General features: G+C 72.0%; 10 protein-coding genes. 3 read left to right on the top strand and 7 right to left on the bottom strand.

Annotated elements, in window-relative coordinates; genetic code table 11:
• Positions 1-5: 5 nt before the first annotated feature.
• Both uvrC and GA0074694_RS18735 read right to left on the bottom strand, forming a co-directional pair.
• A complete protein-coding gene (gene uvrC / locus GA0074694_RS18740; protein WP_091460178.1) occupies positions 6-1943 on the bottom strand; it encodes an excinuclease ABC subunit UvrC in 1938 nt (645 codons plus the stop codon).
• Between the two features lie 96 nt (positions 1944-2039).
• Positions 2040-2933, bottom strand: a complete 894-nt coding sequence (locus tag GA0074694_RS18735; protein ID WP_091460175.1) for an exonuclease/endonuclease/phosphatase family protein — start codon at positions 2931-2933, stop codon at positions 2040-2042.
• Positions 2934-3151: 218 nt separating this feature from the next.
• Between GA0074694_RS18735 and GA0074694_RS18730 the strand changes: the two genes are divergently transcribed.
• Positions 3152-6394 (top strand): penicillin acylase family protein, encoded by a 3243-nt coding sequence (locus tag GA0074694_RS18730; RefSeq protein WP_091460173.1) that lies wholly within the window; start codon positions 3152-3154, stop codon positions 6392-6394.
• An 84-nt stretch (positions 6395-6478) separates the two neighbouring features.
• On the opposite strand, the gene GA0074694_RS18725 is transcribed toward GA0074694_RS18730, so the two are convergent.
• From GA0074694_RS18725 to rsgA, 4 genes are all read right to left on the bottom strand, one after another.
• Positions 6479-6961 carry a Rieske (2Fe-2S) protein gene (locus GA0074694_RS18725; protein WP_091460170.1) on the bottom strand — a complete coding sequence of 161 codons (483 nt, stop codon included), beginning with the start codon at positions 6959-6961 and terminating at the stop codon, positions 6479-6481.
• A gap of 115 nt (positions 6962-7076) precedes the next feature.
• Entirely contained in the window at positions 7077-10025 is a 2949-nt protein-coding gene (uvrA, locus tag GA0074694_RS18720; protein WP_091460168.1) for an excinuclease ABC subunit UvrA, read from the bottom strand.
• Positions 10026-10206: 181 nt separating this feature from the next.
• Positions 10207-11055: a hypothetical protein gene (locus tag GA0074694_RS18715; protein WP_091460166.1), complete on the bottom strand. Its 849-nt coding sequence runs from the start codon at positions 11053-11055 to the stop codon at positions 10207-10209.
• Between the two features lie 118 nt (positions 11056-11173).
• Positions 11174-12220, bottom strand: a complete 1047-nt coding sequence (gene rsgA / locus GA0074694_RS18710; RefSeq protein WP_091460164.1) for a ribosome small subunit-dependent GTPase A — start codon at positions 12218-12220, stop codon at positions 11174-11176.
• Between the two features lie 188 nt (positions 12221-12408).
• On the opposite strand from rsgA, the gene GA0074694_RS18705 reads away from it, so the two are divergent.
• The gene (locus GA0074694_RS18705) at positions 12409-13101 is read left to right on the top strand and encodes a maleylpyruvate isomerase family mycothiol-dependent enzyme (RefSeq protein ID WP_091463381.1); all 693 of its coding nucleotides are present in this window, start codon (positions 12409-12411) and stop codon (positions 13099-13101) included.
• 7 nt (positions 13102-13108) lie between these two features.
• Complete coding sequence (locus GA0074694_RS18700; protein ID WP_091460161.1) at positions 13109-13762, top strand: MBL fold metallo-hydrolase; 654 nt, start codon at positions 13109-13111, stop codon at positions 13760-13762.
• Positions 13763-14302: 540 nt separating this feature from the next.
• Here the strand turns inward: GA0074694_RS18700 and GA0074694_RS18695 are convergent.
• A complete protein-coding gene (locus GA0074694_RS18695; protein ID WP_141714192.1) occupies positions 14303-14557 on the bottom strand; it encodes a hypothetical protein in 255 nt (84 codons plus the stop codon).
• Positions 14558-14786: the final 229 nt, after the last annotated feature.

The raw sequence follows: 14786 nt of genomic DNA, 5'->3' as shown, positions 1-14786 counted from the left end.
CGACCTCAGGATCGGGCGGGCTGTTCGTCCGCGCCGAGCGCCGCGAGGATCGCCTCGGCGGTGCGCGGGCCGATCCCGGGGACCTCGGTGATCTCGTCGACGCTGGCCGCCGAGAGCCGCTTCAGCGAGCCGAAGTGGCGCAGCAGCGCCTTGCGGCGGACCTCACCGAGGCCGGGGACGGTGTCCAACGCGGACTCTGTCATCCGCTTGGAGCGGCGCTGCCGGTGGAAGGTGATGGCGAACCGGTGCGCCTCGTCGCGGACCCGTTGCAGCAGGTAGAGCGCCTCGGAGGTGCGCGGCAGGATGACCGGGAACTGGTCGTCGGGCAGCCAGACCTCCTCCAGGCGCTTGGCCAGGCCGCAGAGCGCCACGTCGTCGACGCCCAGGCTGGCGAGGGCCGCCGCAGCGGCGGCCACCTGCGGCGGGCCGCCGTCGACCACGACCAGCTGCGGCGGGTACGCGAACTTGCGTGGCCGGCCAGTGGTCGGATCGATGCCGGGGCGGTCCGGGTCGGCGGCCGTCTCCTCGCCGATCTCGCCGGTCTCGGCGCGGGTGTCGAGGTAGCGGGCGAAGCGGCGGCGCAGCACCTCGGACATGGCCGACAGGTCGTCGGTCGCGCCCCGCACGATGAACCGGCGGTACTCGCTCTTGCGCGGCAGGCCGTCCTCGAAGACGACCATGCTGGCCACCACGTCGGTGCCCTGGTTCTGGGAGACGTCGTAACACTCGATGCGCAGCGGGGCGGTGTCCATCGCCAGCGCCTCGGCGATCTCGTCGAGCGCCTTGCTGCGGGTGGTCAGGTCGCCGGCGCGACGCAGCCGGTGCCGGGCGAGGGCGTCCTTCGCGTTGCGGCCGACCGTCTCCAGCAGGGCCCGCTTGTCGCCGCGCTGCGGCACCCGGAGGGTGACCCGGCTGCCCCGCCGCGCGGAGAGCCAGTCCGCCAGGGCGTCGGCGTCGCCGGGTAGCTCGGGCACGAGCAGTTCACGGGGCACGTCGGCCTCGCCCTGCTCCCCGCCGTACACCTGGGTGCAGAAGTGGTGGACGAGGTCGCCGGGGGTCAGCTCCTCGGTCTTCTCCACGACCCACCCGCGCTGGCCCCGGACCCGGCCGTCGCGGACGTGGAAGACCTGTACGGCGGCCTCCAGGGGGTCGTCGGCGAAGGCGACCACGTCGGCGTCGGTGCCGTCACCGAGCACGACGGTCTGCTTCTCCATCGCCCGGCGCAGCGCGGCGACGTCGTCGCGGAGCCGGGCGGCGCGCTCGAACTCCAGCTGCCCGCTGGCCTCGGTCATCTCCCGTTCGAGCTTGCGGACCATCGTGTCGGTGCGACCGGCCATGAAGTCGCAGAAGGCGTCGACGATGTCCCGGTGCTGCTCGGCGCTGACGCTGCCGACACAGGGCGCGGAGCACTTGCCGATGTACCCGAGCAGGCACGGCCGGCCGACCTGACCGGCCCGCTTGAACACCCCGGCCGAGCAGGTCCGCGCCGGGAAGACCCGCAGCAGCAGGTCGAGCGTCTCCCGGATCGCCCAGGCGTGCGAGTACGGCCCGAAGTAGCGCACCCCCTTGCGCTTGGCGCCGCGCATCACCTGGAGCCGGGGGTACTCCTCGTCGAGGGTGACCGCGAGGTACGGATAGGACTTGTCGTCCCGGTAGCGGACGTTGAAGCGCGGGTCGAACTCCTTGATCCAGAGGAACTCGAGCTGGAGCGCCTCGACCTCGGTGGCCACCGACGTCCACTCCACCGACTCGGCGGTGAAGACCATCTGCCGGGTGCGCTGGTGCAGCCCCACCGGGTCGGCGAAGTACGAGTTGAGCCGGCTGCGCAGGTTCTTGGCCTTGCCGACGTAGATCACCCGTCCGGTGCCGTCGCGGAACCGGTAGACCCCCGGCGACTCGGGGATGGTGCCGGGGGCGGGGCGGTACGTCGACGGGTCGGCCACACGTGCGAGCCTAGCCGCTGGGACCGACACTCCCGGTGACGTGCGGGCCGCCCCGACGGGTCGCATGCCCGCCGGCCGGTCCCCGTCACCCGGTGGTCAGCCGGCGAGGCTCCAGGAGAACCACGCGGCGTGCGGGTAGTGGTCGGACAGCGGTTCGCCGGCCGGGTCCAGGAACCGCTGGTGCTCGTTGGCGTAACGGACCAGGTCGAGCTGGACCGACGCGTTGCTCCGGTAGAGGATCTTGTCGACCACCTCGCAGGCGTTGGTGACGTTGGCCGGGTCGCAGGTCAGCGCCGGGCTGCCGAGCGCCGGAGGCACGCCGCCGCGTTCCTGCTCCACCCAGACGTCGGTGAGGCCGTTGGCCGCGACCAGCTCCCGGATGGTGTCGCCGGTGCGGGTGTAGCGGACGTTCAGGTCGCCCATCACCACCACCGCGTTGCCGGCGGAGTTGGCCGTGATGTACGCCGAGAGCTGGGCGAGGTTGTCCCGCCGGGCGGCGAGGTCCCACTCGTCGCTGCCGGCGTTGGCGTGCACGTTGTAGAAGTCGACGAACACCCCCTCGGCCAGTTGGATCCGGGAGGCGGTGAAGCCCTTCGGGGTGAGGCAGTCGGTGCCGGCGCACCGGTTCCAGGTCACCCGGTGGAGGTTCGAGTACGGCAGGTTCGACATCGTGTTCAGGCCACTGCCGAACGGCACGGGCCCGCTGGTCCGGGTCCGGTACGGGTGCCGGTCGGTGGCGTACAGGTCGGTGTGGTAGTTGAAGTCCTCCTGGACGTGCACGACGTCGTACGCGTTGACCCGCTCGCCGATCGGGCCGGTGTTGACGGCCGGGTTGCTGTCGGAGAGCGGTTCGGGCAGGCCGGCGATGTTGTAGGTGAGCAGCGAGAAGGTGCCCGTGGCGGCTGGCGCGGACGCCGCCGCGGCGGGTGTCGCAACGGGGACCAGGGCGGCGAGCAGCGCCGCCGACGCGAGCAGGCGTACGGAGATCATCCGGCTTCCCTTCCCGACGTGGGCCGCGCCCGTCCCGGCGGCACCAGAGATCGAAGGCTATCGAGCAATCGCCGCACACTCAACAACCTCGGGCCAGGACCTCGATTGACGTCTTCCAATGCTGGCCGGTCCGGCCTACCATCCGGTAACCGAACGATCCTCACGTCACACCCGGCACTCCCGTCCCGCGTCATGATCCCCAGCCTGCGGAGGATCACATGCCCCGTCCCACCACCACCCGCCGTCTCCTGGCCGGCGCGACCGCCGTCGTCGGCCTCGCCGCCCTGCTCGTCTCCCCCACCCCCGGCCCGGCGGCCGGCGCACCCGCCGTCGTCGCACAGGCCACCAGCACCACCACGTACGCCGCCAACGACTACTGCCTCGGTGAGTGCGGCGACATCGTGCCGCCCGGCCAGAACGGCAACGCCACCCTGGTCGAGATCCTCGCCCACCAGACGCTGGGCACCCTGCCCCGGCACTCCGGCGACCAGCTCGGCCGGTACGCCGACCTCGTCTACGGCTACGCCGGGCTCCGTCAGGACCAGGTCGGGTCCTTCTTCAACGACGCGTCCTTCGGCGTGCCGCCCAGCCAGGTCGAGCGGGAGTACTCGCCGCGCGCGGACGTACGGATCGTGCGGGACAAGGCCACCGGCGTCCCGCACATCACCGGCACCACCCGGGGCGGCACCATGTACGGCGCCGGGTACGCCGGCGCCGAGGACCGCCTCTTCACCATCGACCTGCTGCGACGCGTCGGGCGGGGCATCCTCACCCCGTTCGCCGGCGGCGCGCCCGGCAACCGGGCCCTGGAGCAGAGCGTCTGGCGCAACTCGCCGTACACCGAGGCCGACCTCCAGGCCCAGGTCGACGCGCTGCGCACCAAGGGCCCGCGCGGCGAGCAGCTCTACGCCGACGTGCAGGAGTACATCGCCGGTATCAACGCCTACGTCCGCGACTGCATGGACGACCGCAACTGCCCGGGCGAGTACGTGCTGACCGGGCACCTCGACGCGATCACCAACGAGGGCGGCCCGGAGCCGTTCACGATGACCGACCTGATCGCCATCGCCGGGGTGGTCGGCGGCCTGTTCGGCGGCGGGGGCGGCTCGGAGATGCAGTCCGCGCTGGTCCGGATCGCCGCCCGCGCCAAGTACGGCCCGACCGAGGGCGACCGGGTGTGGAACGCGTTCCGCGGCCAGAACGACCCGGAGGCCGTCCTGACCCTGCACGACGGGCAGAGCTTCCCGTACGGAGCCGCCGACCCGAACGCGGCGAGCGTCGCGCTGCCGGACGCCGGCTCGGCCCGCCCCGAGCCGGTCTTCACCGACCCCACCGGCTCCGCCGGCAGCACCGCCACCACCCGGGGCGCGGACCTGGCCGCCGCGCTCTCCGGGCTGACCATCAGTCCGGCCCACCGGGGCATGTCCAACGCCGCCGTGATCTCCGCCGCGCACTCCGCGACCGGCCACCCGATCGCCGTCTTCGGCCCGCAGACCGGGTACTTCGCACCCCAGCTGCTGATGGTCCAGGAGTTGCAGGGGCCGGGGATCAGCGCCCGGGGTGCCGCCTTCGCCGGGCTGAACCTCTACGTGCTGCTCGGCCGGGGCCAGGACTACGCGTGGAGCGCGACCTCCGCGGTCCAGGACATCACCGACACGTACGCGGTGCCGCTCTGCACCCCCGACGGCAGCACGCCGACGCTCGGCAGCGACCACTACCTCTTCCGGGGACAGTGCCTTCCGATGGAGAAGCTGTCCCACGTCAACGCGTGGAAGCCCACCCTGGCCGACAGCACGCCGGCCGGGTCGTACCGGCTGGTCGTCTGGCGGACGAAGCTCGGCCTGGTGGCCTGGCGCGGCACCGTGGGCGACCGACCGCACGCCTTCACCCAGCTGCGCTCCACCTACCGGCACGAGGCCGACTCCGCGATCGGCTTCCAACTGTTCAACGACCCGGCCCAGATGGGCTCCGCCGACGCCTTCATCGCCTCGGCGAACAACGTCGACTACGCCTTCAACTGGTTCTACGTCAACTCGACCGAGTCGGCGTACCTGAACTCGGGCCTCAACCCGCTGCGCGCCGCCGGGTCCAATCCGAACCTGCCGATGAAGGCCGAGCCGGCGTACGAGTGGCAGGGCTTCGACCCGGCCACCAACACCGCCCGGTCCGCGCCGCTGTCCGCCCACCCCCAGTCGAAGAACCAGGACTACTACGTCAGCTGGAACAACAAGCAGGCGAAGGACTTCGGCGCGGCGGACGGCAACTTCAGCTTCGGCGCGGTGCACCGGGGTGACCTGCTCGACAAGCCGATCAAGGCGGCGATCGCGGCCGGACAGAAGTTCGACCGGGCCTCGCTCACCTCGCTGGTGGAACGGGCCGGCCTGACCGACCTGCGCGGCGCCGAGGTACTCGACGAGCTGATCCGGGTGCTGGAGAGCCAGCCGGTCACCGACGCCACCCTGGCCGCCGAGATCAGCCGGCTCAAGGCGTGGCGGCAGGACGGCGCGCTGCGTTTGGAGACCGCGAAGGGCTCGAAGGTCTACCGGCACGCCGAGGCGATCCGCACCTTCGACGCCTGGTGGCCGCTGCTGGTCCGGGGGATGTTCTCCGCACCGCTCGGCGCGGACCTCTACCAGGCGCTGGTGAACACCCTCGCGGTCAACGAGTCCCCCTCCGGCCACCAGTCCGGCGACAGGTCGACCCTGCCCGGGTCGGCCAGCACGACCCAGACCCACAAGGGCTCCGCGTTCCAGTACGGCTGGTGGGGCTGGGTCGACAAGGACCTGCGCGCGGTGCTCGGCGACCCGGTCGCGGGCGGCCTCGGCCGCACCCACTGCGGCGACGGCAGCCTCACCGGCTGCCGGCAGATCCTGCTCGACACGCTCGGCGCGGCGGCGGCCACCCCGGCCACCCAGACCTACCCGGGGGACAGCACCTGCGCGGCCGGTGACCAGTGGTGCGCCGACGCGATCGTCCAGTCGCCGCTGGGCGGGATCACCCACGCCCCGATCGCCTGGCAGAACCGGCCCACCTACCAGCAGGTCGTCTCCTTCCCGGCGAAGCGCGGCGACGACCTGACCAACCTGGCCGCGCAGCGGCCGGTGACCGCGTCGAGCAGTCAGCTCGGCTACCCCGCCGCGCGGGCGGTGGACGGGGATCTGGGCACCCGGTGGTCCAGCTCCAAGGCCGACGACCAGTGGCTCACCGTCGACCTTGGCTCGGCCCGGCCGGTGGGCCGGGTGGTGCTGGCCTGGGAGGCGGCGTACGCGCGGTCGTACCGGGTCGAGGTCTCCACGGACGGGACCACCTGGCGCACCGCCTGGTCGACCACGGCCGGCGACGGCGGCACCGACGCGATCGTCTTTCCCACCGAGAACGCCCGGTACGTGCGCATGCGCGGCCTGACCCGGGCCACCACCTACGGCTTCTCGCTCTGGGAGATGGCCGTGTACACCCACTGACACCGTGGCGGGAACACCCGACGCCGCGTCTTGGAAGGCCGGTGCGGCCGGCACGGTCCCGCGTGCCGGCCGCACCGGTGTCCGTCAGGCCAGGCGGATCTGGTCGCCGTCGACGACGATCTCCTTCGCCGGCAGCGGCTGCTTGGCCGGGCCGCCCTTGACCGAGCCGTCCTCGATCGAGAACTTGCTGTTGTGGCAGGTGCAGATGATGGTGCCGCCGTCGATCCGGGACACCGGGCACTTCTGGTGGGTGCAGATCGGGCTGAACCCCTTGAACACCCCGGCGCTGGGCTGGGTGACCACCACGCCCTTGCTGGCGAAGATGACCCCGCCGCCGACCGGGACGTCGGCGGTGCCGACGATGGCGTCGGCCGCGCTCCGGTCGCCGCCCGCGTCGGCGCTGGGCGACACGCCCGGACCACCGCTGGTCGGGGCCGCGGAGCCGGAACCCGCCGGCTCGTCGTCACCGCCGCAGGCGGTCAGGACGACCGCCGCGCCGACCGCGCCGGCCCCGGCGAGCAGGGTTCGTCGGGTGGCCGGCCCGGTCAGCCCGTTGTCGTCACTCATGCCCGACCTCTCTCTCGCACTCCGTGCCGCCCTCCATGGTCCGCGGCCATGCCTGCAAGTACGGACCACTGTCCCGGACGGTTCAACCACCGCCCGGGCGACACCCCGCCCGCCCTCAGCGGGACCGGGCCGGCGACCGCCGGGTGGTGCTGGCGCGGGACCGACCGGCGTTGGCCTTCGCCGCCCGGCCGGTGGCCGCCGTCGCGCCCCGGGCCTCGCCGTCGAGGCCGAGCACCGGGCGCAGGAACTGACCGGTGTGGCTCTCGGACACCTCGGCGACCTCCTCCGGGGTGCCGGTGGCGAGCAATGTGCCACCCCGGTGACCACCCTCCGGCCCCATGTCGATCAGCCAGTCGGCCGTTTTGATCACGTCGAGGTTGTGCTCGATGGTGATCACCGTGTTGCCCTTGTCGACCAGCCCCTCCAGGACCATCAGCAGCTTGCGGATGTCCTCGAAGTGCAGGCCGGTGGTCGGCTCGTCGAGCACGTAGACCGTCCGGCCGGTGGAGCGCTTCTGCAACTCGGAGGCGAGCTTGACCCGCTGCGCCTCGCCGCCGGAGAGGGTCGGCGCGGGCTGGCCGAGGCGGACGTAGCCGAGACCGACGTCGACCAGGGTCCTCAGGTGGCGGTGGATCGCCGGGATGGCGGAGAAGAACTCGGCCGCCTCCTCGATCGGCATGTCCAGCACGTCGGCGACGGTCCTGCCCTTGTAGTGCACCTCCAGGGTCTCCCGGTTGTACCGGGCCCCCTTGCAGACCTCGCAGGGGACGTACACGTCGGGCAGGAAGTTCATCTCGATCTTCAGGGTGCCGTCGCCGGAGCACGCCTCGCACCGGCCGCCCTTGACGTTGAACGAGAACCGGCCCGGGCCGTACCCCCGGACCTTGGCCTCGGTGGTCTCGGCGAAGAGCTTGCGGACGTGGTCCCAGACCCCGGTGTAGGTGGCCGGGTTCGACCGGGGCGTACGGCCGATCGGGGACTGGTCGACGCCGACGACCTTGTCGACGTGCTCCAAGCCGGTGATCCGGGTGTGCCGGCCGGGCACCAGCCGGGCACCGTTGATCTGGTTGGCCAGCACCGTGTACAGGATGTCGTTGACCAGGGTCGACTTGCCGGAGCCGCTGACCCCGGTGACCGCGATGAGCTGCCCCAACGGGAACGACACGGTCAGGTTCCGCAGGTTGTGCTCCCGTGCGCCGTGCACGACCAGTTCCCGGCCGGGGGTCTGCGGCCGGCGCCGCTGCGGCGTCGGGATCGACTTCCGCCCGGACAGGTACGCCCCGGTGACCGACTCCGGGTTGTCGAGCAGGGCGGGCACCGAGCCGGAGTGCACGATCCGGCCGCCGTGCTCGCCCGCGCCCGGCCCGATGTCGACGATCCAGTCGGCCACCCGGATGGTGTCCTCGTCGTGCTCGACCACGATCAGCGTGTTGCCCAGGCCGCGCAGCCGTAGCAGGGTCTCGATCAGGCGGTGGTTGTCCCGCTGGTGCAGGCCGATCGACGGCTCGTCGAGCACGTAGAGCACGCCGACCAGGCCGGACCCGATCTGGGTGGCGAGCCGGATCCGCTGCGCCTCGCCCCCGGAGAGCGTGCCCGCCGGACGGTCGAGGGAGAGGTAGTCCAGGCCGACGTCGAGCAGGAACCGCAGTCGGGCGTTGATCTCCTTGAGCACCCGCTCGGCGATCATCTTCTGCCGGTCGGTCAGCTCGATGCCGGCGAGCAGGTCGGCGCACTCCCCCACCGACAGGTTGCAGACCTCGGCGATGCTCTTGCCGGCCACGGTGACCGCGAGCACCTCCGGCTTGAGCCGGGCACCACCGCAGGCCGCGCAGGGCACGTCCCGCATGTAGCCCTCGTACTTCTCCCGCGACCAGTCCGACTCGGTGTCGGTGTGCCGGCGTTCGATCCACTGCACCACGCCCTCGAAGCCGGTGTAGTAGGAGCGCTCGCGGCCGTACTTGTTGCGGTAGCGCACGTGCACCTGGTCGCCGGAGCCGTGCAGGATGGTCTTCTGTGCCCGCGCGGGCAGCGCCCGCCACGGGGTGTCCAGGTCGAAGTGCTCGCTCTCGCCGAGCGCCTCCAGCAGCCGGAGGAAGTACTCCAGGTTGTGCCCGCTCCCCCAGGGCTGGATCGCGCCCTCGCGCAGGGTGCGCTCCGGGTCGGGGATGATCAGCTCCGGGTCGACCTCCTTCTTGGTGCCCAGGCCGGTGCACTCCGGGCAGGCACCGTACGGGGCGTTGAAGGAGAACACCCGGGGTTCCAGGTCCTCGATCGCGAGCGGGTGGTCGTTCGGGCAGGCCAGGTGCTCGGAGTAACGGCGCTCGCGCTCCGGGTCGTCCTCGGGGAGGTCGACGAAGTCGAGCAGGACCAGCCCGCCGGAGAGCCCGAGCGCGGCCTCGACCGAGTCGGTCAGCCGCTGCTTGGCGCTGGGCTTGACGGTAAGCCGGTCGATCACCACCTCGATGGTGTGCTTCTCCTGCTTCTTCAGCTTCGGCGGCTCGGTCAGCGGATGCACCACGCCGTCGACCCGGGCCCGGGCGTACCCCTTGCCCTGGAGTTCGGCGAAGAGGTCGACGTACTCGCCCTTGCGCCCGCGCACCACCGGCGCGAGCACCATGAACCGGGTGCCCTCGGTCATCGCGAGCACCCGGTCGACGATCTGCTGCGGGCTCTGCTTGGAGATCCGCTCGCCGCAGACCGGGCAGTGCGGCTCGCCGACCCGGGCGAAGAACAACCGGAGGTAGTCGTAGACCTCGGTGATGGTGCCGACGGTGGAGCGCGGGTTGCGCGAGGTCGACTTCTGGTCGATCGACACTGCCGGGCTGAGGCCCTCGATGAAGTCGACGTCGGGCTTGTCCATCTGGCCGAGGAACTGCCGGGCGTACGAGGAGAGCGACTCCACATAGCGCCGCTGCCCCTCGGCGAAGATCGTGTCGAAGGCCAGGCTCGACTTGCCCGACCCGGAGAGCCCGGTGAAGACGATCAGCGCGTCCCGGGGCAGGTCGAGACTGACGTCACGCAGGTTGTGCTCGCGGGCGCCACGGATTGTCAGACGGTCGGCCACTGTCCGATTACTCCAGGATTCAGGAAGATGAGGTGATCTGTCCCGCTCTGACGGCAATCCGAGCGGTCGGTCGGCGCAGGGAAAGCGCCCCGGCAACTCTAGCCCCGGGGTACGACACTTTCCCGCGCCGACGCATTCCCCCAGCTCATCCGGCCCGTGCCCGGCCCGGCCGCCCGCCGGTCTACAGGTTGTCGGTCACCTCGAAGCCGGCACCGTAGACGTCTCCGGGATCGGCGGCGTCCCGGGCGCGGAGGTCGGCGAGGATGTTCGCCGAACTGGTGTAGACGAACTGCGGAACACCCAGGATGATCCCCTTGGTGATCCCGGCCCACGGCCCCTCGGCCTGGAAACCGTTGCCCTCGGACGGGTAGTCGCTGCCCGGCACGTGCCAGATCGCCGGGCCACCCGAGTCGCCCGCCCGGTGCTTGGCCCAGCACTGGTAGACGCCGTCGGTGTTGTTCGTGACCCGCCCGTACCAGACACCGAGCTGGCCGGACACGACGAGTTCGTTGGTGTTGAACCACGCGACGCCGAGCAGCCGCTCGTTGTCCGGCGCGGGGCTCAGGGCGTTCGGGCTGGGAGTGCCGCCGGGCACCTCCAGTTCACCGGCCTGCCGGAGGTGGGGCCCCTGCGCCGACGGCGTCACCCCGGCAACGAGTTCGATGATCATGTAGTCCCTGGTCAGGTGGCCGGTCATCGACCCCTCGGGATCCTTGAAGTACCGCACGTACCCGATCGGGCCGAACGCGACGTCCTGCCGGTGGTAGACGGGGGCGACGTTCTCGTGGATCTCCCGGTCGGCGTACTGCGGGTCGCGCAGGCAGTGCCCCGCCGAGATGGCGATCTTCCGCCCGTAGTCGTCCGTACCCACCGCGCCGATCGTGCAGAACGAGTCCGGGTACGACGGGCTGAAGATGATCTGCATCGCGTTGTGGACGCGTTTCTCCGGTTCGGCCCGCGCGGTGCCCGGACCCGCGACCAGGGTGAGCACCAGCCCCGCGACGAACGCTCCCCGCCATCGTGCGCGCATACGACTCCGCCTCGCGAGGAAGCGACGACATCCCGACAGTCGTCGATGCCATCATGATGGCATCGCCCACGCCGGACCAACCACCCGCCCCGACGAGGGCCGGGCCGCCGGGGCGGGGTCAGGGCCGGGCGGTGTGCCGTCGCCCACGTCGCCAGCCACCCCGCCGGTCGGCGGCCAGCCGGGCCTCCCGCCGCCGGCTCTCGACCGCCAGCTCCCGCTGGAGCTTGCGCCAGCTCTCCCAGCGCCGGGCGGTCAACTCGCCGGTCTCCAGCGCCGCCCGGACCGCGCACCCCGGCTCGACAGCGTGCCCGCAGTCGGCGAAGCGGCACGTCGACGCGAGCGCCGTGACGTCGGCGAACGCCCGGTCCAGGCCGTCGACACCATCCAACAGGCCGACCGCCCGTACGCCCGGGGTGTCCAGGACCGCGCCGCCGCCGGGGATGGGCACCAGCGCCCGCCAGGTGGTGGTGTGCCGCCCCTTGCCGTCGACCCGCCGGATCGCCTGGGTCGGCATCACCACCGCCCCGGCCAGCGCGTTGACCAGGCTCGACTTGCCCGCGCCGGAGATCCCCAGCAGCCCGAGCGTCCGGCCCGGGGCGACCTCGCCGCGCAGCGGGTCCAGCCCCGCCCCGCGCTCCGCGCTGACCGGCAGCACCGGCACGCCCGGCGCGACCTCGGCGAGCTGGCGGGCCACCGCCGCCGCGTCCGGCGCCAGGTCTGCCTTGCTGAGCACGACCAGCGGCCGGGCCCCGGAGGCGTGCACCAGGGAGAGCAGCCGTTCCAGGCGGGCGACGTCCGGCGCGGGGTGCACCGGCTCGACCACGGCGACCGCGTCCAGGTTCGCCGCCAGCACCTGCCCGCTGGCGTCCCGGCCGGCGGTACGCCGGACGAGCGCCGTCCGGCGGGGCAGCACCTTCTCCACGGTCACCGGCCCGTCCGGCCAGGTGCCCAGCAGCACCCAGTCCCCGGCACACGGCAGGTTGGTCAGGTCACGTGCCGCGGCGGCCAGGACCGCACCGCCCAGACTCGCCCGGACCGGCCCCTCGGCGCAGAGCACCGTGCAAACCCCCCGGTCGACCCGGGCCACCCGGCCGGAACGCTGCCCACGCCGGGTGGCCGCCGCGCGGGCGGCATCCCAGCCGAGGGCGGTGAGATCGATCGTCATGGCATCCCCATCGGTTGCGAACGAGTGGTCGGCGGGCACCCGGCCAGTGGAAACGACACCCCGTGGCGAACCGTCGCCTGCGTCGACGTCGACGGTAGGTGGCACGCCGACACGCCGAAACCGATTTCCACCGCACGCCGGCACCGGGTGGGGATAGGGTCGGCCACGTGACCGATCCGCTTCTGCTCATGAGCGAGGTGGACGCCGCCACGGACCGCCTGCTCCGCACCGCCGCCCGCTTCGACGCCGCCGGCCTGGCCGACGCGTCGCTGCTGCCCGGCTGGACACGGGGACACGTCCTGGCCCACCTGGCCCGCAACGCCGACGGGCTGGTCAACCTCCTCACCGCCGCCCGCACCGGCGAGCACGTCCCGATGTACGCCAGCGACGCCGCCCGCGAGGCGGACATCACCGCCGGCGCGACCCGACCGCCCGAGGCCCACCTGGACGACCTGCGCCGGTGCACCGAACGGTTCGCCGAGGCGGTCGCCGCCATGCCGGTCGAGGCGTGGGCCGCCAGCGTCCAGGGGCGACGCGGCCCGCTACCGGCGGCCACGCTCGTCTGGGGCCGGCTGCGGGAGATCGAGGTGCACCACGTCGACCTCGCCGCCGGCTACCGGCCAGCCAACTGGTCGGAGGCGTTCGCCCACCGGCTGCTGCACGAGGTGACGGCCGGCCTGGCCGACCGGACCGACGCCCCGGCCATGGTGCTGCGGTTCGACGGTGCCCGGCACCGGCTCGTCGTCGGCGTCCCGGAGGACGCCCCCACGATCACCGGTCCCGCTCCCGAACTGGCCGCCTGGCTCACCGGTCGCGCCGACGGCCGGACACTCACCGTCGATCCCGACGGCCCTCTCCCGCTCCCACCCGAATGGATGTAGAACCCCGATGACCTACCGCGGAGACGTCACCCCCGGCGGCCCGCCGGCCGTACGCGAACTCGACCGGCTCACCATCACCAAGCTGTCGGTGGGCCCGATGGACAACAACGCCTACCTGCTGCGCTGCCGGGCCACCGGTGACCAGGTGCTCGTCGACGCGGCCAACGAGGCACCCCGCCTGCTCGACCTGGTCGGCGACGCCGGCCTGACCGCCGTGGTCACCACCCACCGGCACATGGACCACTGGGTCGCCCTGGAGGAGGTGGTCGCGGCCACCGGCGCCCGGTCCCTGGTGCACGCGGACGACGCCGAGGGGCTGCCGATCAAGTCGGAGGCGCTGACCGAGGGCGACACCGTGCCGGTCGGCGACTGCGCGCTGGAGGTGATCCACATCGTGGGGCACACCCCCGGCTCGATCGCCCTGCTCTACCGGGACCCGGCCGGCATCCCCCACCTGTTCACCGGCGACTCGTTGTTCCCGGGCGGGGTCGGCAACACCGACAAGGACCCGGAGCGGTTCGCCTCGCTGATCGACGACGTCGAGCACAAGCTGTTCGACCGGCTGCCCGACGAGACCTGGTTCTACCCCGGCCACGGCAAGGACTCCACGCTCGGCGCGGAGCGCCCGGCGGTGCCGCAGTGGCGGGCCCGCGGCTGGTAGGTCACCGTTCGTGGCCAGGAGGCTCGGGGCCGACCGTCGTCGGATCCGGGCCTTTCGCGTTCGCACGCAGCCACTACCGGCCGCCTGGACCGGTCAGTGGGACCGCTCCGAACCCCTGCGCTACACCCAGGTTGAACCGACGGTTGTGGTCCGACGGTGAGGTGGACACCGCCTACGAGCACGGCCGCTGAGGGCACCACGTCCGCTACGCACGGACACGCCCCGACCTGTCCATCTACGACCTACCGCTCCTCATCGGCGACGACCCGTTCGGCACGCCAGCACCTCAGCAGCCAGAGTGCTAGCAGAATGAAAGGCCAGCCGATGAACCACACAACCCCGGAACCGCTGCTACAGCTACCCGAGCCACCACCGCCACGCTGCCGATGCTGCCGCCGGCCCGTACCCACCCGGCGGCTCCACGACGGCTACGGCGAAGAATGCGCCCGGCAGCGCGGCCTACTCCCACCCTTCATCCCCCGACCACGCTCGGAACCTGACCCGGACGCGCCCACCCTGTTCGACCTCCCGTAGTCCGCCTCACCGCGACCACATGCGGATGAAGAAGATCACCCAGTTCGCGCCCGCCATCACCAGAAACAGCAGCACCGCGCCGACGATCGCCTGCCTGCGGTTACCCCGCCCGGCGACGGTCATGGCGTACGTCATTCCGACGGCTGCTACCACGACGACGGCGAAAGTCAGGATCGCAATGATGATCCACCGGTTGGCGTTGAGGTAGCCGCCGGCCACCGCCAGCAGATAGATGATCGACGCGGCGACGAGGTTCGCCACCACGTTGACCCCCACATCGCGGGCCAGCCGACGTCACCGGTTCGGAGAACCGAACCGCTCCGAGACGATCCGCCCCTTACTCGCCTGCGCTCTGCGCCATTGGAAGAAAGGATGACCCCCACCACCGGGTCGCGTCCCGCTGGTGGTTCGGGCTGGGCATCGTCCTGCTGGTTCTGGTGGCGGGTTTGCAGCGTCAGCACGGCTGGTGGTGACGTCGTCCTGGTGTGCG

It is taken from the genome of Micromonospora inyonensis (genome assembly GCF_900091415.1).
GTDB classification, from domain to species: domain Bacteria; phylum Actinomycetota; class Actinomycetes; order Mycobacteriales; family Micromonosporaceae; genus Micromonospora; species Micromonospora inyonensis.
Note: the sequence above shows the minus strand (reverse complement) of the source record. Positions and strands in the feature narration are given on the sequence as shown.